This window comes from Legionella yabuuchiae (genome assembly GCF_900640115.1).
GTDB classification, from domain to species: domain Bacteria; phylum Pseudomonadota; class Gammaproteobacteria; order Legionellales; family Legionellaceae; genus Legionella_A; species Legionella_A yabuuchiae.
In genome coordinates this window covers 1-25,753 of record NZ_CAAAIW010000015.1, presented here as the reverse complement: position 1 = coordinate 25,753, position 25,753 = coordinate 1, and the positions used below count along the sequence as shown (strand labels likewise).

Genomic DNA, 25,753 nt, shown 5'->3' with positions numbered 1-25,753 from the left:
ATTCGTAATTTGGAATACTCAGTTTATGATTGATAATTATATTGACGCCTCTAAACCATTTAAAAAGCCCGTAATAATGGGCATTCTCAATGTAACTCCTGATTCTTTTTCGGACGGAGGCCAATTTTTAAAGAAAGAGACTGCAGTTCAAAAAGCCTTGCAGTTAATTCGCGATGGTGCGGAAATCATTGATATTGGTGGTGAGTCATCGAGACCAGGAGCCGGCGTTATTTCTGTTTCTGAAGAATTGGATCGAGTAATTCCTGTGCTCGAGCAGCTCCGCTGTGAAACTGATATTCCTATTTCGATAGATACTTATAAACCAGAAGTCATGGTCGAAGCAGTTCGTAGAGGTGCTACAATGATCAACGATATTTATGCCTTACGGAGCAAAGGAGCGATCGAAACAGCGGCAAAGCTCAATGTTCCTATTTGCATTATGCACATGCAAGGCACTCCGCAAACTATGCAAAAAGCTCCCCACTATAAGCAGTCGGTTATTGATGAAATAAATAGTTTCTTTCAAGAACGAATCATCGCTTGCGAACAAGCCGGGATTAATAAAGAACGACTTATTCTTGACCCAGGCTTTGGCTTTGGTAAAACTGTGCAGCATAATCTATTGTTGATTAAACGATTTAAAGCATTTCAATGCCACAATCGCCCTCTCCTTCTCGGCGTTTCAAGAAAAAGCACGCTTGGAGTCTTGCTTCAAAAAGAGGTGCACGAACGGATAACCGGAGGAATTGTAATGATGTTATATGCAGCGTTGCAAGGGATGGCTATAATCAGAACCCATGATGTTGAAGAAACAAGACAAGCACTGGAAATAATGCATGTGCTTTGTGAAGATGAGACGAAACTATGAGCCAACGAAAATTTTTTGGGACAGACGGCATTAGAGGGAAAGTAGGAGCCAGCCATATTAATCCGGAATTTATTTTAAAGCTGGGTTGGGCAGTAGGTCGGGTTTTAGCTAATGGTCAAAGGAAAAAGGTGATCATTGGTAAAGATACCCGGGTCTCTGGTTACATGCTGGAATCCGCACTTGAGGCGGGACTATCGGCTGCCGGAGTAGATGTTCGTCTCCTAGGCCCTATGCCCACGCCTGCGATTGCTTATTTGACACAAACGCTTCGTGCGAATGCCGGCATTGTAATTAGCGCATCACATAATCTCTTTCAGGATAATGGAATCAAGTTTTTCTCAGCGGATGGTAGTAAATTACCCGATAGCCTGGAACTCGAAATCGAAGCTGAAATGGAAAAAGGTCTTCAGACAGTCTCTTCAGAAAATTTTGGAAAAGCAGTTCGGGTGAACGATGCTCCAGGCCGTTATATTGAGTTTTGCAAATCAACGATTCCTTCTATGACCCGACTTTCGGGTCTTAAAATGGTTGTGGATTGTGCCAATGGTGCGACTTATCACATTGCGCCCAATGTGTTTAGTGAACTGGGCGCTGATGTTGTTGCAATAGGTGATAAACCAGATGGGTTTAATATTAACCAAGGATGTGGGTCCACTTCTCCTGAAACGTTACAGAAAAAAGTAATTGAAATGGGTGCCGATGTTGGTGTCGCCCTGGACGGGGATGGCGATCGTGTGCTTATGGTTGATGCTAAGGGTCAGTTGGTTACGGGCGACCAAATTCTTTATTTAATCGCTAAAGATCGCCTGCAAAAAGGCTTATTGCACGGAGGTGTTGTTGGAACCTTAATGTCAAATTATGGTTTGGAAAAAGCATTGGGCGATCTCAGCATTCCATTTATCCGAACTCAGGTTGGTGACCGATATGTCCTGGAAGCGCTCAAAGAACAGGATTGGAAAATCGGGGGAGAATCTTCAGGACACATTGTTTGTCTAGATAAAACGACCACTGGAGATGGAATTATCGCAGCGTTACAGGTATTGACCATGATGATTAAACAAGAGCAAGCGTTGGATTCTCTTTGTGTTGGCGTGACCTTGTTGCCTCAAAGTTTAATCAATTTAAAAACATCAAATGCTGTGAAATTAGCTTCTGATCCTAACGTATTGTCATGCGTTGAAGCGTTAAATAATGCGTTGCATGGCGAAGGCCGAGTGCTTTTGCGACCGTCTGGAACGGAGCCTGTGTTACGGGTTATGGTCGAGGGGCTTGAGCAGGATATTGTCCAAAAACAGGCAGAGCAATTAGGTCAAGAAATCATGAGCATTGAACAGGGAAAATTCACATTTTGAATGGATAGCCGCGAAGCAAGATAAGTGTCCGCAATAAGGAACAGCTGATGAGAAAAAAACTGGTAATGGGTAACTGGAAAATGAATGGTGATCGCAAAGAAATTACAGCCTTATTGCAACGCATTCAAATGAATCTTCCTGTAACAATACAACAAACATGCGCAGTCTTTCCCCCCGCCATCTACTTACCGCTAGTGAGTGAATTGTTAGCAGATAGCGTAATAAAATACGGTGCACAAAACGTTTACCCCGCAGATCAGGGAGCACTTACCGGGGAATTATCCGGTCCGATGCTATGCGACTATAATTGTCGGTATGTGTTGGTCGGTCACTCTGAGCGGCGACACATTTTTAAAGAAGATGAAAAATTTGTTGCAGAAAAATTCCACCACGTAAAAGAACATGGTATGATACCGGTTCTTTGCGTAGGGGAGACCTTACAAGAGCGCGAAACTGGAGTAACGGAACAGGTGCTTTTGCGTCAACTGCATGCAGTTGTGGCGCAGGGTGACCAATCGTTTCGTCAATGTATTGTAGCTTATGAGCCCGTATGGGCAATTGGCACCGGTCAAACCGCCACACCAGAACAAGCACAGAACGCCCATAGGTTTATTCGTGCAGCGGTGGCGAAAATTGATGCTGATGTCGCACAAACACTCCCTATTCTATATGGTGGAAGTGTTAACGACAAAAATGCACAATCTCTTTTCGAAATGCCAGATGTGGATGGCGGGTTAGTCGGTGGTGCGTCATTAAATGCACAGCAGTTTGTGGAAATTGTGAAATGTATCAATTAGTATTACTCATTCATGTGATGGTAGCCATTGCCATAATAGGATTGGTGTTGATTCAGCATGGAAAAGGCGCTGATATTGGCGCAGCCTTCGGTTCCGGTGCCTCAAATACCGTATTTGGAAGCCAAGGTACTGGCAGCTTCCTGTTTAAGTTGACGGGGTTCTTAGCTTTAACATTCTTTGTTACAAGTTTATCACTGTCTTCTATGGTAGCGTCAGAATATAAGAAAGCCGAGCAACAACTGTTACCTCAGCAAACAACTGCACCAGAGAGCAAAATCCCGGTTCCGGTTGATGGTGAATAATAAAATTTAAGATTTATGCCGAAGTGGTGGAATTGGTAGACACGCCGTCTTGAGGGGGCGGTGGCGAAAGCCGTGCCGGTTCGAGTCCGGCCTTCGGCACCATACTATGAGCAAATAAGATATGACGCTATCAGAATATTTACCTATTCTCGTCTTTATAATAATTGGTTTAGCGCTTGGCCTAGTCATGCTTGGAGCAGGGTCACTACTGTCAAAGCACAAGCCTGACCCAGCCAAAAACGCCCCTTATGAGTGTGGATTTGAAGCGTTTGAAACCTCCCGTATTCCCTTCGATGTTCGTTTCTATTTGGTCGCTCTTCTATTTATTATTTTTGACTTAGAAACCGCATTTTTCTTTCCCTGGGCGTTAGCACTTCGTAAAATCGGCTGGTTTGGCTTTACGGCGATGATGATCTTTTTAGGCTTACTGGTCATAGGATTTATTTACGAGTGGAAACGAGGAGCATTGGAATGGGAGTAAAACCAGAACAATCTTTGCAACAGCAAGGATTTTTAACCACTTCCGTTGATAAGTTAGTTGGATGGGCTCAAAGCGGTTCAATGTGGCCCATGACGTTTGGATTGGCTTGTTGTGCCGTAGAGATGATGCATGTGGGTGCTGCTCGTTATGATTTGGATCGATTTGGCGTTATTTTTCGACCTAGCCCACGCCAATCAGATGTAATGATTGTTGCCGGGACGCTCTGTAATAAAATGGCCCCAGCACTTCGTAGAGTATATGATCAAATGCCAGAACCACGATGGGTTATTTCGATGGGTTCCTGCGCGAATGGCGGCGGCTATTATCATTATTCCTATTCAGTGGTACGTGGCTGTGATCGCATCGTTCCCGTTGACGTCTATGTTCCAGGATGCCCTCCCACAGCCGAAGCGCTGCTATATGGAATAATTCAATTACAAAACAAAATTAAACGTAAGGCTATTATTGAAGCCTGACATTTGAATGACAGGGCATGCTATAGTTCAATCCGGTTATGCTCAGTACATATTCAAAGCTGGGCCAACAGCTCTGAAAATACCAAGGTAAGATCAGATGACAAATAATGTACATTTATCAGAACGCTTACATTCCGAACTGGAAGGTTATTTTGTATCCGTCGAAGCTGCATACGGCGAAGTAACTGTTGAATGTGAGGTAGCCAGTTTAAAACATGTGCTAAAAAGCTTACGCGATTACGATGCGTTTCGATTCGATCAACTCATCGATTTGTGTGCGGTCGACTATTTAAAATACGGTATTTATGATTGGGAAACGGAGCATGCGACCGAAAGCGGCTTTTCGCGTGGAGTCGAGCGCCAAGAACCCCGCGCTTATCATTGGAATAAGCCTCGTTTTGCTGTGGTGTATCATCTATTATCAACCAAATTAAACCATCGCTTGCGCCTTAAAGTATATGTTGAAGAAGGCAACCCCATTGTTCCATCTGCTCATGATTTGTGGAAGGGCGCAAATTGGTTTGAACGCGAAGCTTATGATCTTTTTGGAATATTATTTGACGGCCATCCAGATTTACGACGAATTCTCACGGATTATGGATTTGTTGGACATCCTTTTAGAAAAGATTTTCCGCTGAGTGGGTATGTTGAAATGCGCTATGATGCCAGCTTGCAAAAAGTGATTTATGAGCCGGTAGATATTGAGCCGCGTACGCTGGTTCCAAAAGTAATTCGACAAGATAACCGCTATATATCCGAAGACTCCAGGGGTGAACAATGATTGAGTTACAAAACTATACTCTTAATTTTGGTCCCCAGCACCCTGCAGCGCATGGTGTTTTACGGTTGGTGATGGAGTTGGAAGGCGAAACGATCGTACGCGCCGATCCGCATATTGGTTTACTGCATCGTGCGACAGAGAAATTAGCTGAGACAAAACCATATATTCAAAGTATTGGATACATGGATCGCTTAGATTATGTATCAATGATGTGCAATGAACATGCCTATGTGCGTGCACTTGAAAAGCTACTGGGAGTGGAAGCTCCTATCCGTGCGCAATACATTCGTACTATGTTTGATGAAGTGACGCGGATTTTAAATCACTTGCTATGGTTGGGCGCCATCGCTCTTGACATCGGCGCCATGACCGTTTTTCTCTATTGCTTTAGAGAACGAGAAGCGCTCTTTGATTGTTATGAAGCGGTATCGGGGGCACGAATGCATGCAACTTATTACCGTCCAGGAGGGGTTGCGCGCGATTTGCCAGAAAGTATGCCACAATACAAGCCATCACGCTGGCATACAGAGCGAGAAGTTGAAAAGATGAATGAAGATCGAGAAGGGGGCCTTCTTGATTTTCTATGGGCATTTACGGAGCGTTTTCCTCGCTGTGTTGATGAGTATGAGACACTCTTGACCGATAATAGAATTTGGAAGCAACGTACGGTAGATATTGGTGTTGTTTCGCCGGAAGATGCATTGCAATGGGGATTTACCGGCCCAATGTTGCGCGGATCAGGCATTGCTTGGGATCTGCGTAAAAAGGAACCCTATGCGGCCTATGATCAAGTTGATTTTGATATTCCTGTCGGCAAAACAGGCGATTGTTATGATCGATATTTAGTCCGTGTTGAGGAAATGCGACAATCGAATCGCATTATTCGCCAATGCATCGACTGGTTGCGTAATAACCCAGGCCCTATCAAGATTGAAGATAATAAAATTACACCGCCACCCAGACGGGTGATGAAACACGATATGGAAGCTTTAATTCATCATTTTAAGCTCTTTACCGAGGGGTTTAGTCTCCCCCGAGGTGAAGTTTATAGTGCCGTTGAGGCTCCAAAAGGTGAATTTGGGATTTACATGATTTCTGATGGGGCGAATAAACCTTATCGTATGAAAATCAGAGCTCCTGGCTTTGCACACCTCTCCAGCTACGATGAAATGACAAAGGGTCATATGCTGGCAGATGGAGTGGCAATTCTGGCTAGTCAAGATATTGTGTTTGGAGAAATTGACCGGTAAAGGCATAACCCAGACAAACAAAATAGGTAACCGATTATGACTGAGAGTTCAGCAAAATTACTTCATCAGTATATCAGTAAAGCGCGAGTGCAGGAGATTGATCATTGGATTGCTAAGTATCCAGATCAAGAAAAACAGTCTGCTGTGATGAGCGCACTGCGCATCGTTCAAGAAGAACACGGCTTTTTAACTCAAGAATTAATGGATGCGGTAGCAGAATATCTGGATATGCCAGCGATTGCCGTGTATGAAGTAGCAACGTTTTATACTATGTATGAGCAAAAGCCGGTTGGTCGTCATCAGATCAATGTATGCACCAATATTTCGTGCAAACTCTGTGATTCAGATGAGGTTGTGACACATCTCGAGAATAAGCTTGACGTTAAGTTAGGTCAAACGACTAAAGATGGCCGATTTACGTTACGTTCGGTGGAGTGCTTAGGCGCCTGTGTTAACGCTCCTATGATGCAGGTCGATAAAGATTATCACGAGAAATTAACTCCCGAAAAAATTGATGCTGTTTTGGAGCAATATCCATGACAGACCGCGCCAATCCATGCATAGATTTAGCTACAGGTGATTCCCATGGTTGAGTTGAATCAAGTTTGTTATCGAACCTTAAATTTGCCAGAGCCTTGGTCTCTTTCCACCTATGTGAGCGTCGGTGGTTATAAGGCTTTGCGCAAAATCTTAACGGAAAAAACCTCGCCTCAAACCATTATTGAAGAGCTAAAAACTTCTGCTCTACGTGGTCGTGGTGGAGCGGGATTTCCTACGGGATTAAAATGGAGCTTTATGAATCGCGATGCTCCAGTACAAAAGTACGTGGTTTGCAATTCTGACGAAGGAGAGCCAGGAACGTGTAAAGATCGCGATATTTTAAGATACAATCCCCATCAATTAATTGAAGGGATGATCATTGCCGGCTATACCATGGGTTCAAGTGCCGGCTATAACTACATTCGTGGTGAGTTTTGGGAACCCTTTGAGCGAATGGAAGCGGCTTTAAAAGAAGCTTACCAAGAAGGTTATTTGGGTAAGAATATCCTTGGCTCGGGATTTAATTTTGATCTTTACAATCACCTGGGTGCCGGCGCTTATATCTGTGGTGAAGAGACGGCACTCCTTAATTCGCTCGAAGGCAAAAAAGGCATGCCGCGATTTAAGCCACCGTTCCCAGCAAATTATGGCTTATATGGTAAGCCAACCACGATAAATAATACCGAAACCTTTGCCTCTGTGCCGGTTATTATGGAAAAAGGCGGTGATTGGTTCCTTAAACTTGGCAAGCCTAACAATGGTGGTACGAAGTGTTTTAGTGTGAGTGGTCATGTTAATAATCCTGGGAATTTTGAAATTCCCTTAGGCACGCCTTTTAAAACCCTGCTTGAATTGGCTGGAGGCGTGCGCGAGGGTCGCCGTGTAAAAGCGGTTATTCCTGGGGGGACGTCCATGAATGTTCTTCCTGGCGACGTCATGATGGGATTGGACATGGATTATGACAGCATTCAAAAGGCAGGATCAGGTCTTGGATCAGGTGCGGTAATTATTATGGATGAAACCACATGCATGGTCGACGCACTGTATAGAATTTCTGAATTTTATATGGAAGAGTCTTGTGGCCAATGTACGCCGTGTCGCGAAGGAACTGGTTGGATGGTGCGCTTGTTGCATCGAATAATGCATGGCCATGCTGAAGAGGGTGATGTGGAAAAGCTTGTTAATGTCGCCAATATGATTGAAGGTCGTACGATCTGTGCGCTTGGTGAAGCAGCGGCTTGGCCTGTACAAAGCTTTGTGAAGCATTTTTATAGCGAGTTTGATTATTTCGTTAAACACAAAAAATCGAGCGTAACGGGCAAAGCATATCGTTAATAAGGTTTGATACAGAAGGTTAGACAATGGCCACGATTGAAATCGACGGAAAAACATTAGAAGCCGATAATGGCAAAATGATTATTGAAGTAGCTGACGAGGCAGGAATCCATATTCCTAGGTTTTGTTATCATAAAAAGTTATCGGTCGCAGCAAATTGCCGAATGTGCCTGGTTGAGGTAGAAAATGGCCGTAAGCCCGTTCCTGCCTGTGCTACCCCGATAACGAATGGTATGAAAGTCTTTACCAAATCGGAAGAGGCGGTTCGTTCACAAAAAGCCGTCATGGAATTTTTATTGATTAATCACCCATTGGATTGTCCGATTTGCGATCAGGGGGGTGAGTGTGAGTTGCAAGATGTTTCTATGGGATTTGGCCGTGATGCTTCTGAATATGAAGAATCCAAGCGCGCAGTTGATGATGAAAATCTAGGCCCGCTGATTGCCACCGAAATGACTCGCTGTATTCACTGTACCCGCTGTGTTCGTTTTGGCGACGAAGTTGCAGGCTTACGCGAGCTAGGTGCAACGGGACGTGGTGAGGAGGTCGAAATTGGGACCTATGTGCAACACAGCATGACTTCAGAGGTATCAGGGAATATTATTGACTTATGTCCGGTAGGCGCGTTGACCTCCAAGCCCTACCGTTTTACCGCAAGACCTTGGGAATTAATCCAGCATGACAGCATTGCGCCGCATGATTGCTTAGGTTCTAACATTCACATTCATGTGCGTCGCGATGAATTAATGCGCGTGGTACCCAAAGAAAATGAAGCCATCAATGAAACCTGGCTTTCCGACCGAGATCGGTTTAGCTATCTTGGCATGAACAGCGAAGCTCGATGCAGCAAGCCTATGATCAAGCGCGATGGTCAATGGGAAACGGTTGACTGGGAAACTGCATTAACGTTTGCCGCGGATGGGTTAAGCCGCGTTATCAAGCAGCATGGTCCTGAAGAAGTTGCGGCATTTGCTTCATCTTCATCAACTCTGGAAGAGTTATATCTATTACAAAAGCTGATGCGTGAATTAGGGGTTCAAAACCTAGATCATCGTTTACAGCAAACCGACTTTCGTGATCAGGAGAACCTCGCTACTCTGCCGGAAAGCGCTTTGAGGTATAGCGATATTGAACACCAAGAGAGCATTTTTCTCATAGGGTGCAATATCCATCGCGAAGTTCCCCTGGCTGGTGTTCGAGTTCGCAAAGCATTTCGTAACGGCGGTACTATTTTTGCGTTAAATCCCGTGGATTTTGATTATCACTTTGATGTGGTGGAAAAAATCATTGTCGCACCTTACGACATCCCTTTACAATTAGCTATGATCGCTCATGCACTTATCAAAAATCACAGCGATTTGCCAGAAACGGCTCAAAAATTACTACTAGGCTTGACGCCCGATGAGAAAAGCCGACGGATTGCAGAAGCATTAACAAAAGATCGCGCCGCTATCGTGACTGGCGCGCTGTGTGAAAACCATCCAGAAGCCGCGCTCATTCGCACCTTAGTAGCATTAATTGAAGCCCATTCTGGCGCAAAGGGTTTACGCTTAACGGTGGGTGCGAATAGCGCCGGGGCGTCTTTGGCCGGCATGCTTCCGCACCGCCAAGCCGTAGGTAAAGCGGTTGAGCCTGCGGGGTTAGATGTACAGTCTGCTCTGTCGGCAAAGTTAAAAAGTTATGTCCTCTTAGGGGTTGAACCCTCTTATGATTTTGCTAATCCAGGATTAGCCAGACAATCGATGCTGGCCGCTGAATTTGTAGTCGTGCTGACGGCATTTCAAACAGAATCCTTGCAAGATTACGCAGACGTTATTTTGCCAATGGCGCCATTTTCTGAAACTTCTGGAACTTACATTAATGTTGATCATATTTGGCAAACGTTCAAAGGCGCTATGGCTCCATACGGTGAGGCTCGCCCAGCTTGGAAAATTTTAAGAGTATTAGGAAATCTCCTGAAGGTTAGTGGATTTGAGTATGTTTCTACAGAAGAAGTGTTGTATGAAATAAAAACGAAAGCGGATATGATGCCGGTAAGTCGCTATACCCCCTATTATCCGGATTCGTTGCCAGCCAATGCTAATCGCAATTTAGTTCGCGTAGGTGAGTGGCCTTTGTACCGTCTTGATCCAATTGTTCGCCATGCAGAGGCACTGCAACACTGTGCCGCTGCTGAATCCGCCTGCATTCGAATTAATCCCAATACCGCAGAACGGCTTAAATTGGGTGAGTCTGCGACTGTATCTCAAGGCGATATTGAGATAACATTGCCGCTTAAACGCGATCATCGGATGCCTCCGGAAGTTGTATGGGTAGCAAATGCTATGCCTGAAACAGTTGATCTGGGTCAAGCATTTGCAGCAATTAATATTAAGCGCTAAACAGGTAAGATCATGCTACAAGACATAGGAATATTGCTTTGGATCATTATTAAAATCATTGTCATTATCGTTCCGCTGTTGATTGGCGTGGCTTACCTGACTTATGCGGAACGAAAAGTGATCGGCTATATCCAAGTAAGGATTGGTCCCAATCGCGTTGGTTTTCGAGGCCTGTTACAACCGTTTGCCGATTTAATTAAGTTGATTCATAAGGAAATTATTGTTCCTACGCGCTCCAACAAATACCTATTTGTTATCGCGCCCTTATTTTCTTTAGTGCCTGCGCTCGCCGGTTGGGCCGTCATACCGTTTGAGCAAGGTGTGGTGCTTGCAAATATTAATGCAGGCGTGCTTTATCTGTTTGCGCTAAGCTCTTTAGGTGTTTATGGGGTGATTATCGCTGGTTGGGCATCCAATTCAAAATACGCCATGATGGGAGCATTGCGAAGCGCCGCGCAAACTATATCCTATGAAATCGCTATGGGATTTGCGTTTGTTGGTGTTTTGCTTGCCGCCAATAGCATGAATCTGACCGACATTGTCAACGCGCAAAAAGGAGGGTTCTGGCATTGGTGGTTCTTACCGCTTCTCCCGTTATTTGTTGTTTTCTGGATTGCAGGTATTGCTGAAACAAATCGAGCGCCATTTGATTTAGCAGAAGGGGAATCAGAAATTGTTGCTGGATTCCATGTAGAATATTCTGCTATTGGTTTTGCATTATTCTTCTTAGCTGAATATGCCAGTATGATTCTTATTTCAGCAATGATCACGCTTCTATTTATGGGGGGTTGGTTATCGCCCTTTGAAAATGTACCAATTTTAGATGACATTTTCTTCTTTGTTCCAGGTTTTGTCTGGCTGATGTTAAAGATAACCTTCTTCTTGTTTGTGTACTTATGGATTAGAGCCACATTTCCACGTTACCGTTATGATCAGCTAATGCGGTTAGGCTGGAAGGTTCTTATTCCCCTTACGATTGTATGGGTTATTGTTACAGCATTAATGGTTGTGACTGAACTAAAGCCTTGGTTTTGACGAATCATAAAGAGCCGTCCAATGAATAAACTATATCGATATTTAAAACATTATATTCGCAGCTACACCCTGTTTGATCTGCTAATGGGGTTGAAGCTTACTTTAAAATATTTCTTTAAAAAGAAAATTACGGTTCAGTTCCCGGAAGAGCAAACTCCGATTTCTCCTAGATTTCGTGGCTTATTAGCCTTGCGCCGTTACCCGAATGGCGAAGAGCGCTGCATTGCTTGTAAGCTTTGCGAAGCCGTGTGCCCAGCGTTAGCGATCACGATTGAATCAGCTCCCCGTGAAGATGGTTCTCGTCGTACGACTCGTTATGACATTGATATGTTTAAATGCATCAACTGTGGGTTATGTGAAGAATCATGCCCTGTTGATTCGATTGTGGTCACGCCTATTCAGCATTATCATATCAGCGAGCGCGGCCAAAATATTATGACCAAAGAAAAGCTCTTAGCGGTTGGTGATTTAATGGAACCAAAGCTGGCGGCTGATCGCACGGCTGATCGCAAATATCGTTAACGAGGTGTTCGATGCAAGACTTATTACCACACATCATTTTTTACATCTTTGCTGGAGTCGCGGTTGCATCCGCTTTTATGGTCGTTACCCAAAATAACCCAGTTCGATGCGTGTTATTTTTAGTACTCACTTTTTTTGCTAGCTGTGTGCTCTGGATAATGGTTCATGCCGAGTTTTTAGCGCTTATCCTGGTATTGGTGTACGTGGGTGCTGTGATGACCTTATTTTTATTTGTGATCATGATGTTAAATATAGATATTGAATCTATGCGTACGCGCCTCCTACGTTCTCTACCGTTTGGATTGATTATTGTCGCGCTTTTAACGGGTCTTTTGTTAGTGGCCATTCCAAGTGATTCATTTAAATCTGCGGTGCAACTCTCACAAAGCGTTGTCGAAATTGTTGATGAAAGTTTCACACCATTAGGCGTGACCCCAGAAAGACCATTATCTAATACGGAAAGCCTGGGGCTCGTACTCTATACCGATTATGTATTAGCTTTTGAGATTGCCGCTGTAATCTTGCTGGTATCTATCGTTGCTGCAATTACCTTGGCGCATCGAAAGCCACAGGGTTCAAAACAACAAGATATTGTGCAACAAATTATGACTCGCCGCGAAGATCGGGTCCGATTAGTGAGTATGAAACCAGAACATCGCAAGCCATAACCGCGCGAAGTTATCGTAATCTTTAAACCAGAGGAATGCCGCATGATACCGGTTACAAATTATCTGACTCTGAGTGCCATATTGTTCGGGCTTAGCCTGATGGGCATTGTTATGAATCGTAGAAATGTGATTTTGCTTCTGATATGTGTTGAATTAATGTTACTGGCAGTTAACACCAACTTTGTAGCATTTGCTCATTATTATGGTCAGAAAGCTGGTGAGGTATTCGTCTTTTTTATATTGACCGTTGCTGCCGCGGAAGCTGCGATTGGTTTAGCTATCGTTGTACTGCTCTATCGCAACCGAGGCAACATTGACGTGAACATGATGAATCATTTAAAGGGGTAACAGCGTGAGTATTTTACAGTGTTGTTTGATCGTTATCTTATCTCCCCTTGTTGGAAGTGTTATTTCAGGATTTTTTCGCCATCAAATCGGTCGCGTTGGAGCGCATTCTGTGACCATAGCAGGGTTGGCTGTTTCGCTTCTATTTTCCCTCTATGTAGCGAGCTTAATTCTATCCGGCTCGGTTCCCGTATTGGATGAAAATCTTTATACCTGGGCTAATGGCGGCGACTTATTTCCCTATGCCTTTCATATAGGCTTATTAATTGATCCACTGACCTCGGTCATGATGGTAATCGTAACCTTTGTATCCCTTCTCGTGCACATCTACAGTATTGGCTACATGGCCGATGATGATGGGTATCAGCGATTCTTTAGTTACATTTCACTGTTTACTTTCATGATGCTCATGCTTGTTACTGGTAACAATTTTCTTCAGCTCTTCTTTGGTTGGGAAGGTGTTGGTCTAGTTTCATATCTACTTATTGGATTTTGGTATCAAAAAGAGTCCGCGCTGCAAGGAAGTTTAAAAGCATTTTTAGTGAACCGCGTTGGTGACTTTGGATTTGTACTTGGTATCGGCCTTGTTTTAGCATATACAGGGAGTCTCCACTACGAAACGGTATTTCGTAGCGCTCAGAGCTTAGCTGGAGAAACCATTAGCCTGTTTACAGGCCATAGCTGGTCTTTGGTAACGGTTATCTGCCTGCTGCTGTTTGTTGGTGCAATGGGTAAGTCAGCTCAGATTCCTTTACACGTTTGGTTACCCGAGTCTATGGAAGGTCCGACCCCTATTTCTGCCTTGATCCACGCAGCCACCATGGTAACTGCTGGCGTATTTATGGTAGCTCGTATTTCGCCCTTAATTGAGTTTTCTGCAACGGCGCTAAGCGTTGTCTTAGTCATCGGAGCAACCGGCGCATTATTTACGGGTATTCTCGGTATTGTAATGAACGATATAAAACGCGTCATTGCGTACTCAACCCTGTCTCAACTAGGCTACATGATGGCCGCCATGGGTGCTTCCGCCTTTAGTGCAGGCATGTTCCATCTGTTAACGCATGCCTGTTTTAAAGCCCTATTATTTTTAGCGGCAGGTTCGGTCATTATTGGCATGCACCATGAGCAAGACATGCGTAAGATGGGCGGCTTGTGGCGAAAAATGCCGATTACGTACGTCACTTTTCTTATCGGCGGATTGGCCTTATGTGCAATCCCTCCCTTTGCTGGATTTTATTCAAAAGATACCATTATTGAAGCGGTGCAGTTGTCAACGATTCCAGGTAGTTCTTACGCCTATTTCTGCGTCGCCATTGGCGCAATGGTTACTGCCTTATACACCTTTCGCGCATTTTTTATGACATTTCATGGTCAGCCTAGAATGGACGATACAACCTACGACCATGTTCATGAATCCCCTTGGGTCGTCTGGGTTCCTTTGGTGGCCTTGGCGATACCTTCAGTCATTTTAGGATACATTCTTTATATGCCAATGTTATTTAACGAGCCGACGCTACTGAGTGAATCTATTTTTGTACTGCCGAAATTTGATGTGCTCGCAGAACTAGGCAAAGAAGTCGTATCACCCTTTGAAAGCATGATCCATTCGGTTACATCGCCTGTTTTTTGGTTAACGATTTTAGGTATTTTTATCACTTGGTTTTGTTACATTTTAGTTCCAGGAATTCCAGGACTTATAACGCGTAAATGTTCATGGCTATATCGTATTTTGCAAGATAAATACGGGTTTGACGCTTTTAATGATCTCGTATTCGTACGCGGTTCAAAAGCCTTGGGACGAGCGTTTTATAAAGTTGGCGATCGCACGTTGATTGATGGTCTTGTTGTTAACGGTACTGCAAACTCAATAAAGTGGATTGCTTTACGTACAAGAGGGATTCAAAGCGGTTACTTGTACCATTACATCACCGTGATGGTATTAGGTATATTTGGTTTTCTTTGCTGGTTATTACTGGGTTAATGCGGGTTAATTTAACCGGCTTACAACTTAGCGAAGGTTAGATAGCTTCCAAATTCACGCAGGCAGAACATAAGGTAAGGGTATGCATCATTTGCTCAATCTATTAATTTGGTTACCAATTATTGGTGGTGTTTTTGTATTCTTAACAGGCGATGACACTAGCCCCAATACGTCGCGTTATTTAGCGTTATTTACGGTTATCTTAACGTTATTAATTTGCGTTCCCTTAGTGACGGGCTTTGACATCAATACCATCGGAATGCAATACGTTGATGAGACCGCCTGGATGCCAGCTTTAGGAATTAATTACAGCTTAGGCATTGATGGGCTATCTTTGCTGCTGATAGTACTCACGGTTTTTACTAATCTAATCGTAGTGCTCGCGACTTGGGACAGCATCAAAAAACGAGTAGGCCAATATTTGGCCGCTTTTCTAATTATGCAGGGGTTCTTAGTTGGTGTTTTTGCGTCATTAGATGCCATTTTATTTTACATATTTTGGGAGGCCACCCTCATCCCAATGTATTTAATTATCGGCATTTGGGGTTCAGATAACCGTGTTTATGCTGCAATAAAATTCTTTTTATATACCTTCTTAGGATCCGTCCTTATGCTAGCTTCGTTTTTATATCTTGGCTATCTAGCGGGGACCTTTAAGATTGAAACACTTTATGCAGTGAAGCTCGGCATGACTGCTCAAACGCTAATCTTCACGGCTTTCTTCTTAGGATTTGCTATTAAAATCCCAATGTTTCCAGTTCATACCTGGTTACCGGATGCCCATACCGAAGCACCTGCTGGAGGCTCAATCGTACTAGCGGCTGTATTGCTCAAATTAGGTGCGTATGGATTTATTCGATTTGCATTACCTATCGTCCCTGATGCGTGCAGTCATTACGCCATGTTTATGGTTGTATTATCCTTGATTGCCGTAGTTTATATTGGGTTAGTAGCAGTTATTCAGCAAGATATGAAGCGCCTCATTGCATACTCTTCAATATCGCATATGGGGTTTGTAACGTTAGGTTGTTTTGCCATCTTTGCAATTGCCGATCATGCCAGCTTACGCAGTGCAGGCTTAGTCTTAGAAGGGGCGATTGTGGTGATGATTTCGCACGCCTTTGTATCTAGCGCGATGTTTGCGGGTGTCGGGTATGTTTACGATCGTATGCACACGCGTCAAATTAAAGATTTTGGCGGGATTGTTAATTCCATGCCAATATTTGCGTCCTTTTTTATGCTGTTTGCGATGGCAAATGCTGGATTACCAGGAACGTCTGGATTTGTGGGCGAGTTTATGGTGATCCTTGGGAGTATGAAAGCTGGTTTTTGGATGGCATTCTGGGCGGCTACCACGTTAATCATCGGTGCAGCTTACACGCTTTGGATGTACAAGCGAGTTATCTATGGACCAGTCATTAATGAGCGAGTCGCTGAGCTTAAAGATCTCACTCGCTTTGAATTGAGTGCGTATGTTTTATTGGCGTTGATGGTGGTTGGTATGGGAGTCTATCCTAAGCCCATGCTCGATTATGTCCATCATACCGTGAGTTATACCCTAGCTCTGGCTGATAAATCTAAACTTTAACTTTTTTACTAAATGTACGTAAGGCTTAGTAACATGACCGAGATACTTAATAACATTCATGTCGCATTACCGGAGATAGTTCTTCTCATCACTGCGTGCATTGCATTAATTGGTGAATTATTTTTTCGCCAACGCGTTGCAGCAATCGCACTGTATTGTTCTTTGATGGGTTTAGTTTTGGCCGGGATATGTAGTTACTTACTCTACAATCAGTATCAAATCGTTATTTTTCACGGGTTATTCATAAGCGATGATATTGCGCAACTCATGAAGATTTTTATCTCTATCTCAGTATTTTTATGTTTTTGGTATTCGCAACGATACATTGAAGAGAGAAACATGCCCTCAGGTGACTATTATATATTGGGGTTGTTTTCAACATTAGGCATGATGGTACTGGTTTCTGCTCACTCCATGTTAACCGTATATCTAGGGTTGGAGTTATTATCATTACCTCTTTATGCTATGACCGCCATCCGACGCTCAAATAGTGATGCTTCAGAAGCTGCTATGAAGTACTTTGTTATGGGCGCGATTGCATCCGGAATGTTGTTGTATGGTATCTCGTTAGTCTTTGGCGCGACCGGCGAATTGGATTTGGCCGCCGTTGCAAAAGCTATTTCAACCAATTGGCAAGAACAAAGCGGCCTTCTGTCCTTTGCGCTAGTGTTTATAGTCGCTGGTGTCGGGTTTAAGCTAGCCGCAGCCCCATTTCATATGTGGGCTCCAGACGTGTATCAAGGTGCGCCAACCTCCGTCACACTCTTTATTAGTGCGGCGCCTAAAATTGCTGCCGTTGGCATGGCCATTCGATTATTAACTCTAGGACTCGCTGATCTTGCTGCTCAATGGCAACATTTATTATTGATCATGACCCTTTTATCCACTGGGTTAGGAAATTTACTTGCCATTGCTCAGAGTAACCTAAAGCGGCTTTTTGCCTATTCTGCAATATCACACATGGGCTACGCATTATTCGGAATATTAGCAGCATCTGCGGCAGGATACGCAGCAGCACTTTACTACGTTTTAATTTACTCACTAATGTCGGTCGCAGCGTTCGGGTTAATTGTGTTGATGTCTCGCTCAGGACTTGAAGTGGATCAAATCAGCGATCTAAAAGGACTCAATAAACGCAATCCTTGGCTTGCGTTCCTTATGATGATTATTCTTTTCTCTATGGCAGGCGTTCCACCAACGGTTGGATTTTTTACAAAGTTACTTGTCCTTAAGGCGCTGGTTGATGTGCAATTGACTTGGGTGGCTGTTCTTGGTCTGGCATTTGCAGTCATTGGTGCCTTTTATTATCTTCGTTTAGTTAAAGTGATGTACTTTGAAGAAGCCGAGGAACACAGTGAGATTCAAATCACGGGCCTCACTAAGGTTTTATTTTCCCTAAACTGCTTATCATTGTTGTATTTCGGGATTTTTCCAGGGGCGCTAGTCGCGGCTTGTTTGAATGCCTTTTCCTAATGGCAGCAAATTGAAGCAATTTATTTGCGATTAAGGCTTGATATATCCCAAACTTATGCCTATAATTGGCCTCAATTGATGCGGGGTGGAGCAGCCTGGTAGCTCGTCGGGCTCATAACCCGAAGGTCGTAGGTTCAAATCCTGCCCCCGCTACCAATTTTATATAATAAACCCCGCTTATGGGGTTTTTTATTATCTAGAATTTACCAACACAGCTTTGGCGAGTTCAGTGAGAATTTAAAAATTTTGCGTACTCAAGTACGCTCTGCTGTCCGTCATCAAGAGAGGTCTATGCTACAAAACGAACTTGAACAGCTTCTGGCGCCGGTTATTGAGGACATGGGGTATCGCTTCTGGGGAAGCGAATATCTTGCGCAGGGCAAACATTCTTTATTGCGCATCTATATTGATCATGAAGACGGAATCGGGATTGATGACTGCGAACGAGTAAGTCGTCAGGTCAGCTCCTTACTGGATGTTGAAGATCCTATTTCAGGCAACTACCGTCTTGAAATTTCTTCTCCTGGGATTCCAAGACCTCTTTTTTACAGCTGGCAGTATTCAATGTTTGTAGGACAGGATGTATCTATAAAACTCTCTAAGCCAGTAGCGGGTAAACGTAAGTTCACCGGTAAAATTATTTCCGTTGATGATGACGTCTTGCACTTGCAAGCGGGTGATGATCAGCAGGAGTTTCTTATTTCTAATATTGTGAAAGCATATTTGACAGTCTAGTGAGGCGAACAATGAGCAAAGAATTGTTATTAGTTGCTGAAGCGTTATCCAATGAAAAGGGCGTGAGCAAGGAAGTGGTTCTAGAAGCAATCCAAGCGGCTCTAGAGTCAGCAACGCGAAAGCTATCTGGGATGGAGCTGGGAGTACGAGTTCACCTGGATCCTAAAACTGGCGAATATGAAACCTTTCGATATTGGGAGGTTGTACCCGAAGAGGAAGTTGAATTTCCAGAGCGGCAGCTGACCTTGGAGCAAGCGCGAGAGCGTAAGCCTGATGCAGAAATTGAAGATCGCATTGAAGAGCCCATGGAATCCATTGCATTTGGCCGAATCGCAGCACAAACCGCTCGTCAAGTGATTATGCAAAAAGTGCGAGAAGCTGAGCGAAAACTTGTGATTGATCAGTTTAAAAGCAAGCTGGGACAGTTGGTGTACGGTACGGTCAAGAAAGTGACCCGTGATAACGTTATTATTGATCTAGGCGGAAAAGCCGAAGCGTTTATGCCACGCTGCGAAATGCTCCCCCAAGAAATGTTCAGAACTAACGATCGTGTTCGAGCTTATTTGTACGATATCGTTGAACAATCACGAGGGCCTCAATTATTAGTAAGTCGTACTCGCAATGAAATGTTAATTGAATTATTTCGTATAGAAGTTCCGGAAATTGGCGAAAACGTGATTGAGATTAAAGCGGCTGCGCGCGAACCTGGAAGTCGTGCTAAAATAGCTGTTAAGACTAATGATGGACGGATTGATCCAATCGGCGCCTGCGTTGGTATGCGTGGTGCTCGCGTTCAAGCCGTTTCCAGCGAGTTAGGCGGAGAGCGAGTTGATATCGTTCTATGGGATGACAATCCTGCCCAGTTAGTCATCAATGCAATGGCTCCTGCAGAAATCTCATCGATTGTTGTTGATGAAGATACACACACCATGGATTTAGCCGTGCAAAAAGACCAGCTTTCCCAGGCAATCGGACGCAACGGTCAAAATGTACGTCTTGCGAGCCAACTCACTGGTTGGACCCTGAACGTAATGACGGTTGAGGAGTTTGAAGATAAAAGCCAGGAAGAATCTTCTAAAATTGTGAAACTGTTCACGTCAGCATTGGAAATTGACGAAGAAATTGCGTCATTGCTGTTGGCGCATGGGTTTTCTTCGCTGGAAGAAATTGCTTATGTTCCTAAAGATGAACTGTTGGCGATTGAAGAGTTTGATGAAGAAATTGTTGAAGAACTACGAACTCGAGCGAATGATACGCTACTAACTCAAGCCTTGACGTCAGGTGGGCTCGGGGTAGAAGAAGCTGATGAGAGTTTATTGAACATGGAGGGAATGACGAATGAGCTTGCCGACGAGCTTGCCAAACTTGGTGTAAAAACCATGGATGACTTGGCTGAGCAATCAGTCGATGAACTTCTTGAAATTAAAGGCATGACCGAAGAAAAAGCTGGTGCCTTGATTATGAAAGCACGTGAACCGTGGTTTCAATCTGATGAAGCCTAAGGCTTAATTCAGAATACTATGTAAACTAAATTGATATGCATCTCAAGCTAATGCTGTCATGATAGATCAAATGTTTCATCAAAGGTAACGTGTCAAACGTGTTAACCAAAAAAGTAGACCTTGATGAGAGATTTAGTTCAATATGATAGATATTCTATCTTGAGATAGCTGGATGAGGATTTAATTATGGCGGATGTGACGGTTAAACAATTAGCTCAAGTCGTTGGGATTCCAGTTGAGCGCTTATTGAACCAGTTGCAGGAAGCTGGATTGTCTATTACTGATGATCAGCAGACAGTCAATGAAGAACAAAAGCGCATTCTACTCAATCACTTGAAAGGTGGTGCTCGTGAAGCTCGCCCATCGCCTGAGCGAATTACGTTGCGACGAAAAAGCGTTTCTCAAGTCACACTTGGAAATGATGTCCACAGCGGTAAAACGGTAAATATTGAAGTCCGTAAGAAACGGACTTATGTTAAACGCTCCCTGCTTGAGCAACCTGAAGCCCAAGCTGATGAGTCTATGGATGAAATCGCTGAAGTTGCACCAATCACCACAGCGTCTTCTGAGATTGAGGAGGCTGTAGTCGATCATCATGAGCAAGAAGCCGAAGCAGGAACGCCTGCTGTGTTAGAAGAAGAAAGCAAGAAAGAAGCTGAACAAGCTGCAGAAGAGCCAGAAGAGTCCAAGGAAGAGTCCGAGGAAATCAAATCTGCGAAGCCGGTAGATGAAGTTCCGGTTGCGTCTGAAGCGGAAGGTTCTGCCGAAGAGAAAAAAGCAGACCGCACAAGTAAGCGAAAACCACAACCTAAAGAAGAGCGCGAAGGTGAGCGTGAAGAGTTTAAGCGCGGGAAGAAAAAGGGTAAGTATCAACCGGATATGGAAGATCGGGAGCGTGATATTTTTGCTCATGGCAAACGCCACAAGGGTAAGAAGCGAAAGGGCACTGAAAAGTCCGAAAAATACCGTGAAGCCGAAGAAGCATTAACGCACGGGTTTGCAAAACCTACGGCGCCAGTGGTTCGGGAAGTTACCCTTCCAGAAACCATTACAGTCGCCGATCTTGCTAAACGCATGTCCGTTAAAGCCGCTGAAGTCATTAAAACTATGATTAAGCTTGGTGCTATGGCAACCATCAACCAGGTGATCGACCAGGAAACAGCGATTATTGTAGTTGAAGAAATGGGTCACGTAGCTAAGCCATTAAAAGAAGATGAGATCGAGCAATCCTTAGGTGAGGTAGTATCGCAGGGCAGTGAACAAGTGACACGTGCTCCAGTAGTTACCATAATGGGACACGTGGACCATGGTAAAACCTCGCTCTTAGATTACATTCGTCGTACCAAGGTTGCTGCTGGCGAAGCAGGTGGGATTACTCAACACATTGGTGCTTATCATGTGACAACCCCTAAAGGTGAGGTCACCTTTTTAGATACTCCGGGTCATGCTGCTTTTACCGCAATGAGAGCTCGTGGTGCGCAAGCGACAGATATCGTCATTTTGATTGTCGCCGCGGATGATGGCGTAAAGCCACAAACTATTGAAGCAATTCATCACGCAAAAGCGGCAAGCGTGCCTTTAATTGTCGCTATCAACAAAATGGATAAACCTGGTGTTGACCCTGAGCGTGTGATGAATGAGCTTTCATCTTATGAAGTCATTCCTGAATCCTGGGGTGGCGATACGATGTTTGTAAACATCTCAGCTAAGACAGGGTTGGGCATCGATGAATTGCTGGACTCTATTTTGCTACAAGCGGAAGTGCTAGAACTTACAGCACATACCGATGGAGCTGCTAAAGGAGTGGTGATTGAATCCAAGCTAGACAAAGGCCGTGGTCCTGTCGCGACTGTTTTGGTTCAAAATGGAACCCTGCATAAAGGCGATATATTATTGGCCGGATTGCAATATGGTAAAGTTCGTGCCCTCATTAGTGATAATGGGGATATGGTAGACAGTGCTGGTCCTTCCATTCCTGTTGAGGTCTTAGGGTTATCAGCTATTCCTCACGCGGGTGATGAAGCGATAGTGGTTCCCGATGAAAAACGAGCTCGGGAAGTGGCTTTATTCCGCCAAGGAAAATTCCGAGACGTTAAATTCGCCAGACGACAAAAGGCTTCACTTGAAGGAATCATGGATACCATGGCTGCTGGTGAAACTAAGGTATTGAATGTCGTTCTAAAAGCCGATACACAAGGTTCTGTTGAAGCGATTTCCGATGCATTGGTTAAATTGTCGACTGATGAAGTCACCGTTAAAAATGTTGCTAGTGGCGTGGGTGGAATTACTGAATCTGACGTTCATTTGGCGTTTGCATCGAATGCCTTGTTAATTGGCTTTAATGTTCGAGCGGATGCTAGTGCTAGGCGTCTTGCTGAAACGGAAAGCGTCGCGCTTCAATACTACAGCGTTATCTATGATATTGTGGACCAAGTTAAAGGTGCTCTAACCGGAATGCTTGAGCCAAAATTTAAAGAAGAAATTGTTGGCATTGCTGAAGTTCGCGATGTATTTCGATCTCCTAAGCTTGGTGCTATCGCAGGATGTATGGTTGTTGAAGGCGTCATCAAACGAAATAACCCCATCCGCGTATTGCGAAATAATGTGGTCATTTACGAAGGAACGCTTGAATCTTTACGTCGCTTTAAGGACGATGTGCTTGAAGTACGTCAAGGCATGGAGTGTGGTATTGGCGTGAAAAACTATAATGACGTCAAAGCTGGTGACTTAATCGAAGTGTACGAAACGGTGGAAATTAAGCCAGTGCTGAGCTAAGAGTCAGGCTAAATTATTAGCTGACTCTAAAGCGCATCCCTTACCGACGCAACTCAAAAAATAGTGGGTATTGGTCTAATATTCTCCTAGAAGTGGAGAGAAACCTATGAGCAAAGAATTTAAACGAACCGATCGTGTGGCAGAAACCATGCTTCGCATTTTAGCGCCTATGATTCAGCGCGAAATTACTGATCCTAGATTAAAGGGGTTTATTACGTTATCTGGGGCAAAGGTATCGAAAGATTTAAGTCATGCCAAAATTTATTTTACCGTTCTTTTGGATGATCCGAATGTGGCCTCGGAAGTTTTAAGTTCGGCTTCTGGGTATTTACGAAGCCAGCTCGCTAAAAACATGAAGCTTCGTATTGTGCCTGAATTGCATTTTGTGTTTGATGAATCCATTGAATATGGTAAGCATCTTAGCCGGTTAATAGATGAGGCAAATCCCCCTAAAGACGATGAGCAAAGCGAATAAAAACAGAGTGAATGGAATCTTACTGTTAAATAAACCTCAGGGATACACCTCAAATTATGTGTTGCAAAAAGTAAAGCATTTATACAACGCTAAGAAAGCGGGTCATACCGGCAGTCTTGATCCCTTAGCCACTGGGATGTTGCCGATTTGCTTTGGGGAGGCGACCAAATTCTCGCAATATCTACTTGATGCCGATAAGGGCTATGAAGTGGTCGGACAGTTAGGGGTAAAAACCACAACCGCTGATGCTACGGGCGACGTGTTAAACGTATGTGAGACCTTATCCATTAGCCAATCAGAGCTTCTAAAAGCCCTATCACAGTTTAAAGGCCGGCTAAAACAAATTCCTTCTATGTTTTCTGCTTTAAAGCATCAAGGCGTGCCACTATATCGTTTGGCTCGTGAAGGCAAAGAAGTTGAACGTAAGGCGCGTGATATAGTCATTCATGCGTTGGATTTTAATGAGTTTGATGGTACATTTTTTAAACTAACGGTACGGTGCAGTAAAGGGACTTACATTCGTAATCTGGTTGAAGATATTGGCGAGCACCTCGGAGTTGGCGCTCATGTGGTTTCGCTTCATCGAACGTATACCAGTGGTTTTGAGCAAGATATAATGTATCCTTTAGATGATTTAATGAATTTTGACGTTGATACGTTACAATCATTATTACTACCAATAGATCGCGCCATCGATTTTTTGCCAAAACTCCAATTGAACGAAGATGATGTTGTTGCTCTAAGACAAGGGAAAACGATTCAATACAATATAATGCCTGAATCAACATTGATACGGCTATATCATCCGCAATTAGGATTTATCGGCTTAGGAGCGTTTGACCAAGCAAAAATATTGCGCGCAAAACGGTTAATTTCATTTTAGTATACTAATCGTCGCCCTGGCTACTCGCAGCCGGCAGTTCCCAGGGCAAGAGCATCAAAGTTTAAATTCCTAACACCTTTTCCCTATATTCATCATAAAGGCTCGCTTTTCGTCTTTTTCGAGGAACTGAAAACTTTGACTCGGACTCTTTTCTTATCAAATTCAGCGCCAGATGCCGCATAACGCTCATGTTTTCTGCAGCGACCCCGCGTCTAATTCTTGAGTCGTCTTCTTTAAACGTAACATCCATAACCCAATGCAACGAATTTTCAACATGCCAATGACATCGGATTGCGTGACTAATTTTAGATGCACTAGCTTCAAGTGAACTCACATAATAACGTGCTTCCTGTGTAACAACATTATTAATCTCACGAGAAGATATAATGCAAGCCAAACTTTTTAAATCAACCCAATCTTTGCGAAAATCCTTCAGATAATCGGGTAGTGGAACAGAATAACAAATCCTTGATTCAATCCGTCCGTGACCACAATCATTATCTTTAGTTCGAGAATGCTCAACAGCAGTAAAATCTTTATCAATGGCTGTCGTAAAAAAATCGCTCACCATTTCTTGTAATTCACTCTGATTACCTTTAAGCGCCAACACATAATCAGCTTCACATTCACGTATTTTTTTTGCAATATCACGTTGGCAACCCATCGCATCAATAGTGACAATACATCCTTTAAGTTCAAGGATATCTAGTAGCTGCGGGATGGCCGTTATCTTGTTGGATTTTGTGTCAGTCTTCTGTTGGCCTAAAACCACACCATTTTGACAGGCCCATGCACTAACCATATGAATCGCTGCTTTGCGACTTTTTTTATCATAAGAACGTCGAGCTTGTTTACCATCAATGGCTACTATTTCTCCTTCTGTTATTTTGGCTATGGATTGAACCCAGCTGACAAAACAAGACTGCAGGGCTTTTGGTGATAGACAAGACATTACACGAGTAACCATATCATGATGTGGTATGCCATTTTCATACGGTAGAAACTTCCTCAACCAATCTAATTTGCCGTGACCAAAGTCTTCAATCGCCTCCCAGCCGTCAAATCCAGAAATAATCGCGCTAATACACAGAAATACAATCTCTATTAATGGATAGTCTGTACGGCCTCTTACCCGTGGATCAGGTAAACCATCAAAATGTTCTATTAAACTGCATGACATTAAATAACCCCTTATTTCCAAATAAGGC

The 25,753-nt window shown here is 43.7% G+C and carries 23 protein-coding genes, 2 tRNA genes and 2 pseudogenes; 26 read left to right on the top strand and 1 reads right to left on the bottom strand.

Going from position 1 to position 25,753, the window contains the following annotated elements; genetic code table 11:
* Window positions 1-25 precede the first annotated feature (25 nt).
* From folP to truB, 26 genes and pseudogenes are all read left to right on the top strand, one after another.
* Window positions 26-868, top strand: a complete 843-nt coding sequence (folP, locus tag E1O47_RS07045) for a dihydropteroate synthase (RefSeq protein ID WP_242602047.1) — start codon at window positions 26-28, stop codon at window positions 866-868.
* Window positions 865-2,220, top strand: a complete 1,356-nt coding sequence (gene glmM, locus E1O47_RS07040) for a phosphoglucosamine mutase (protein ID WP_133130558.1) — start codon at window positions 865-867, stop codon at window positions 2,218-2,220. Before folP ends, glmM begins: the two co-directional genes overlap by 4 nt.
* Window positions 2,221-2,267: 47 nt before the next feature.
* The gene (tpiA, locus tag E1O47_RS07035; protein ID WP_133130557.1) at window positions 2,268-3,017 is read left to right on the top strand and encodes a triose-phosphate isomerase; all 750 of its coding nucleotides are present in this window, start codon (window positions 2,268-2,270) and stop codon (window positions 3,015-3,017) included.
* Window positions 3,005-3,319: a preprotein translocase subunit SecG gene (gene secG, locus E1O47_RS07030; protein WP_133130556.1), complete on the top strand. Its 315-nt coding sequence runs from the start codon at window positions 3,005-3,007 to the stop codon at window positions 3,317-3,319. The genes tpiA and secG overlap by 13 nt, the downstream gene beginning before the upstream one ends.
* Before the next feature lie 17 nt (window positions 3,320-3,336).
* Window positions 3,337-3,421: transfer RNA gene (locus E1O47_RS07025), tRNA-Leu, on the top strand.
* 19 nt (window positions 3,422-3,440) lie between these two features.
* Window positions 3,441-3,800: an NADH-quinone oxidoreductase subunit A gene (locus E1O47_RS07020; RefSeq protein ID WP_133130555.1), complete on the top strand. Its 360-nt coding sequence runs from the start codon at window positions 3,441-3,443 to the stop codon at window positions 3,798-3,800.
* The gene (locus tag E1O47_RS07015; protein ID WP_133130554.1) at window positions 3,791-4,276 is read left to right on the top strand and encodes a NuoB/complex I 20 kDa subunit family protein; all 486 of its coding nucleotides are present in this window, start codon (window positions 3,791-3,793) and stop codon (window positions 4,274-4,276) included. The genes E1O47_RS07020 and E1O47_RS07015 overlap by 10 nt, the downstream gene beginning before the upstream one ends.
* Before the next feature lie 97 nt (window positions 4,277-4,373).
* Window positions 4,374-5,057 carry an NADH-quinone oxidoreductase subunit C gene (locus E1O47_RS07010; protein WP_133130553.1) on the top strand — a complete coding sequence of 228 codons (684 nt, stop codon included), beginning with the start codon at window positions 4,374-4,376 and terminating at the stop codon, window positions 5,055-5,057.
* On the top strand, window positions 5,054-6,307 hold the full coding sequence (locus tag E1O47_RS07005; protein WP_133130552.1) for an NADH-quinone oxidoreductase subunit D: 1,254 nt from the start codon (window positions 5,054-5,056) through the stop codon (window positions 6,305-6,307). The genes E1O47_RS07010 and E1O47_RS07005 overlap by 4 nt, the downstream gene beginning before the upstream one ends.
* Before the next feature lie 36 nt (window positions 6,308-6,343).
* A complete protein-coding gene (nuoE, locus tag E1O47_RS07000; RefSeq protein WP_133130551.1) occupies window positions 6,344-6,847 on the top strand; it encodes an NADH-quinone oxidoreductase subunit NuoE in 504 nt (167 codons plus the stop codon).
* A 45-nt stretch (window positions 6,848-6,892) separates the two neighbouring features.
* Entirely contained in the window at window positions 6,893-8,182 is a 1,290-nt protein-coding gene (gene nuoF / locus E1O47_RS06995; RefSeq protein ID WP_133130550.1) for an NADH-quinone oxidoreductase subunit NuoF, read from the top strand.
* 26 nt (window positions 8,183-8,208) lie between these two features.
* Window positions 8,209-10,563 (top strand): NADH-quinone oxidoreductase subunit NuoG, encoded by a 2,355-nt coding sequence (gene nuoG / locus E1O47_RS06990; RefSeq protein WP_133130549.1) that lies wholly within the window; start codon window positions 8,209-8,211, stop codon window positions 10,561-10,563.
* 12 nt (window positions 10,564-10,575) lie between these two features.
* A complete protein-coding gene (gene nuoH, locus E1O47_RS06985; protein ID WP_133130548.1) occupies window positions 10,576-11,598 on the top strand; it encodes an NADH-quinone oxidoreductase subunit NuoH in 1,023 nt (340 codons plus the stop codon).
* A gap of 21 nt (window positions 11,599-11,619) precedes the next feature.
* Window positions 11,620-12,120, top strand: coding sequence for an NADH-quinone oxidoreductase subunit NuoI (gene nuoI, locus E1O47_RS06980; RefSeq protein WP_133130547.1), 501 nt, complete (start codon window positions 11,620-11,622; stop codon window positions 12,118-12,120).
* Window positions 12,121-12,131: 11 nt separating this feature from the next.
* Complete coding sequence (locus E1O47_RS06975; protein WP_133130546.1) at window positions 12,132-12,788, top strand: NADH-quinone oxidoreductase subunit J; 657 nt, start codon at window positions 12,132-12,134, stop codon at window positions 12,786-12,788.
* A 42-nt stretch (window positions 12,789-12,830) separates the two neighbouring features.
* Complete coding sequence (nuoK, locus tag E1O47_RS06970) at window positions 12,831-13,136, top strand: NADH-quinone oxidoreductase subunit NuoK (RefSeq protein WP_133130545.1); 306 nt, start codon at window positions 12,831-12,833, stop codon at window positions 13,134-13,136.
* A gap of 4 nt (window positions 13,137-13,140) precedes the next feature.
* Window positions 13,141-15,114, top strand: a complete 1,974-nt coding sequence (gene nuoL, locus E1O47_RS06965) for an NADH-quinone oxidoreductase subunit L (protein ID WP_133130544.1) — start codon at window positions 13,141-13,143, stop codon at window positions 15,112-15,114.
* 82 nt (window positions 15,115-15,196) lie between these two features.
* Window positions 15,197-16,702: a complex I subunit 4 family protein gene (locus tag E1O47_RS06960; protein WP_133130543.1), complete on the top strand. Its 1,506-nt coding sequence runs from the start codon at window positions 15,197-15,199 to the stop codon at window positions 16,700-16,702.
* A 33-nt stretch (window positions 16,703-16,735) separates the two neighbouring features.
* Window positions 16,736-18,175 (top strand): NADH-quinone oxidoreductase subunit NuoN, encoded by a 1,440-nt coding sequence (nuoN, locus tag E1O47_RS06955; protein ID WP_133130542.1) that lies wholly within the window; start codon window positions 16,736-16,738, stop codon window positions 18,173-18,175.
* A 79-nt stretch (window positions 18,176-18,254) separates the two neighbouring features.
* Window positions 18,255-18,331 (top strand) — tRNA-Met (locus tag E1O47_RS06950).
* 135 nt (window positions 18,332-18,466) lie between these two features.
* Window positions 18,467-18,910 carry a ribosome maturation factor RimP gene (rimP, locus tag E1O47_RS06945; protein WP_133130541.1) on the top strand — a complete coding sequence of 148 codons (444 nt, stop codon included), beginning with the start codon at window positions 18,467-18,469 and terminating at the stop codon, window positions 18,908-18,910.
* Window positions 18,911-18,921: 11 nt separating this feature from the next.
* A complete protein-coding gene (gene nusA, locus E1O47_RS06940) occupies window positions 18,922-20,412 on the top strand; it encodes a transcription termination factor NusA (RefSeq protein WP_133130540.1) in 1,491 nt (496 codons plus the stop codon).
* 186 nt (window positions 20,413-20,598) lie between these two features.
* Window positions 20,599-20,902 (top strand): annotated as a pseudogene (locus tag E1O47_RS12710) (translation initiation factor IF-2 associated domain-containing protein); the annotation flags it as partial.
* 344 nt (window positions 20,903-21,246) lie between these two features.
* Window positions 21,247-23,187, top strand: a pseudogene (gene infB / locus E1O47_RS06935) (translation initiation factor IF-2); the annotation flags it as partial.
* Window positions 23,188-23,293: 106 nt separating this feature from the next.
* Window positions 23,294-23,662, top strand: a complete 369-nt coding sequence (rbfA, locus tag E1O47_RS06930; RefSeq protein WP_133130538.1) for a 30S ribosome-binding factor RbfA — start codon at window positions 23,294-23,296, stop codon at window positions 23,660-23,662.
* The gene (gene truB, locus E1O47_RS06925; protein ID WP_242602048.1) at window positions 23,646-24,545 is read left to right on the top strand and encodes a tRNA pseudouridine(55) synthase TruB; all 900 of its coding nucleotides are present in this window, start codon (window positions 23,646-23,648) and stop codon (window positions 24,543-24,545) included. Before rbfA ends, truB begins: the two co-directional genes overlap by 17 nt.
* 61 nt (window positions 24,546-24,606) lie before the next feature.
* Here the strand turns inward: truB and E1O47_RS06920 are convergent.
* The coding region (locus tag E1O47_RS06920; RefSeq protein WP_207384301.1) for an ISAs1 family transposase at window positions 24,607-25,753 on the bottom strand (1,147 nt) is incomplete at its 5' end.

Bases quoted from the DNA above. Each gene is read 5' to 3' on its own strand.
- folP (WP_242602047.1), top strand. From the start codon at position 26: ATGATTGATAATTATATTGACGCCTCTAAACCATTTAAAAAGCCCGTA.
- glmM (WP_133130558.1), top strand. From the start codon at position 865: ATGAGCCAACGAAAATTTTTTGGGACAGACGGCATTAGAGGGAAAGTA.
- tpiA (WP_133130557.1), top strand. From the start codon at position 2,268: ATGAGAAAAAAACTGGTAATGGGTAACTGGAAAATGAATGGTGATCGC.
- secG (WP_133130556.1), top strand. From the start codon at position 3,005: ATGTATCAATTAGTATTACTCATTCATGTGATGGTAGCCATTGCCATA.
- E1O47_RS07020 (WP_133130555.1), top strand. From the start codon at position 3,441: ATGACGCTATCAGAATATTTACCTATTCTCGTCTTTATAATAATTGGT.
- E1O47_RS07015 (WP_133130554.1), top strand. From the start codon at position 3,791: ATGGGAGTAAAACCAGAACAATCTTTGCAACAGCAAGGATTTTTAACC.
- E1O47_RS07010 (WP_133130553.1), top strand. From the start codon at position 4,374: ATGACAAATAATGTACATTTATCAGAACGCTTACATTCCGAACTGGAA.
- E1O47_RS07005 (WP_133130552.1), top strand. From the start codon at position 5,054: ATGATTGAGTTACAAAACTATACTCTTAATTTTGGTCCCCAGCACCCT.
- nuoE (WP_133130551.1), top strand. From the start codon at position 6,344: ATGACTGAGAGTTCAGCAAAATTACTTCATCAGTATATCAGTAAAGCG.
- nuoF (WP_133130550.1), top strand. From the start codon at position 6,893: ATGGTTGAGTTGAATCAAGTTTGTTATCGAACCTTAAATTTGCCAGAG.
- nuoG (WP_133130549.1), top strand. From the start codon at position 8,209: ATGGCCACGATTGAAATCGACGGAAAAACATTAGAAGCCGATAATGGC.
- nuoH (WP_133130548.1), top strand. From the start codon at position 10,576: ATGCTACAAGACATAGGAATATTGCTTTGGATCATTATTAAAATCATT.
- nuoI (WP_133130547.1), top strand. From the start codon at position 11,620: ATGAATAAACTATATCGATATTTAAAACATTATATTCGCAGCTACACC.
- E1O47_RS06975 (WP_133130546.1), top strand. From the start codon at position 12,132: ATGCAAGACTTATTACCACACATCATTTTTTACATCTTTGCTGGAGTC.
- nuoK (WP_133130545.1), top strand. From the start codon at position 12,831: ATGATACCGGTTACAAATTATCTGACTCTGAGTGCCATATTGTTCGGG.
- E1O47_RS06960 (WP_133130543.1), top strand. From the start codon at position 15,197: ATGCATCATTTGCTCAATCTATTAATTTGGTTACCAATTATTGGTGGT.
- nuoN (WP_133130542.1), top strand. From the start codon at position 16,736: ATGACCGAGATACTTAATAACATTCATGTCGCATTACCGGAGATAGTT.
- rimP (WP_133130541.1), top strand. From the start codon at position 18,467: ATGCTACAAAACGAACTTGAACAGCTTCTGGCGCCGGTTATTGAGGAC.
- nusA (WP_133130540.1), top strand. From the start codon at position 18,922: ATGAGCAAAGAATTGTTATTAGTTGCTGAAGCGTTATCCAATGAAAAG.
- rbfA (WP_133130538.1), top strand. From the start codon at position 23,294: ATGAGCAAAGAATTTAAACGAACCGATCGTGTGGCAGAAACCATGCTT.
- truB (WP_242602048.1), top strand. From the start codon at position 23,646: ATGAGCAAAGCGAATAAAAACAGAGTGAATGGAATCTTACTGTTAAAT.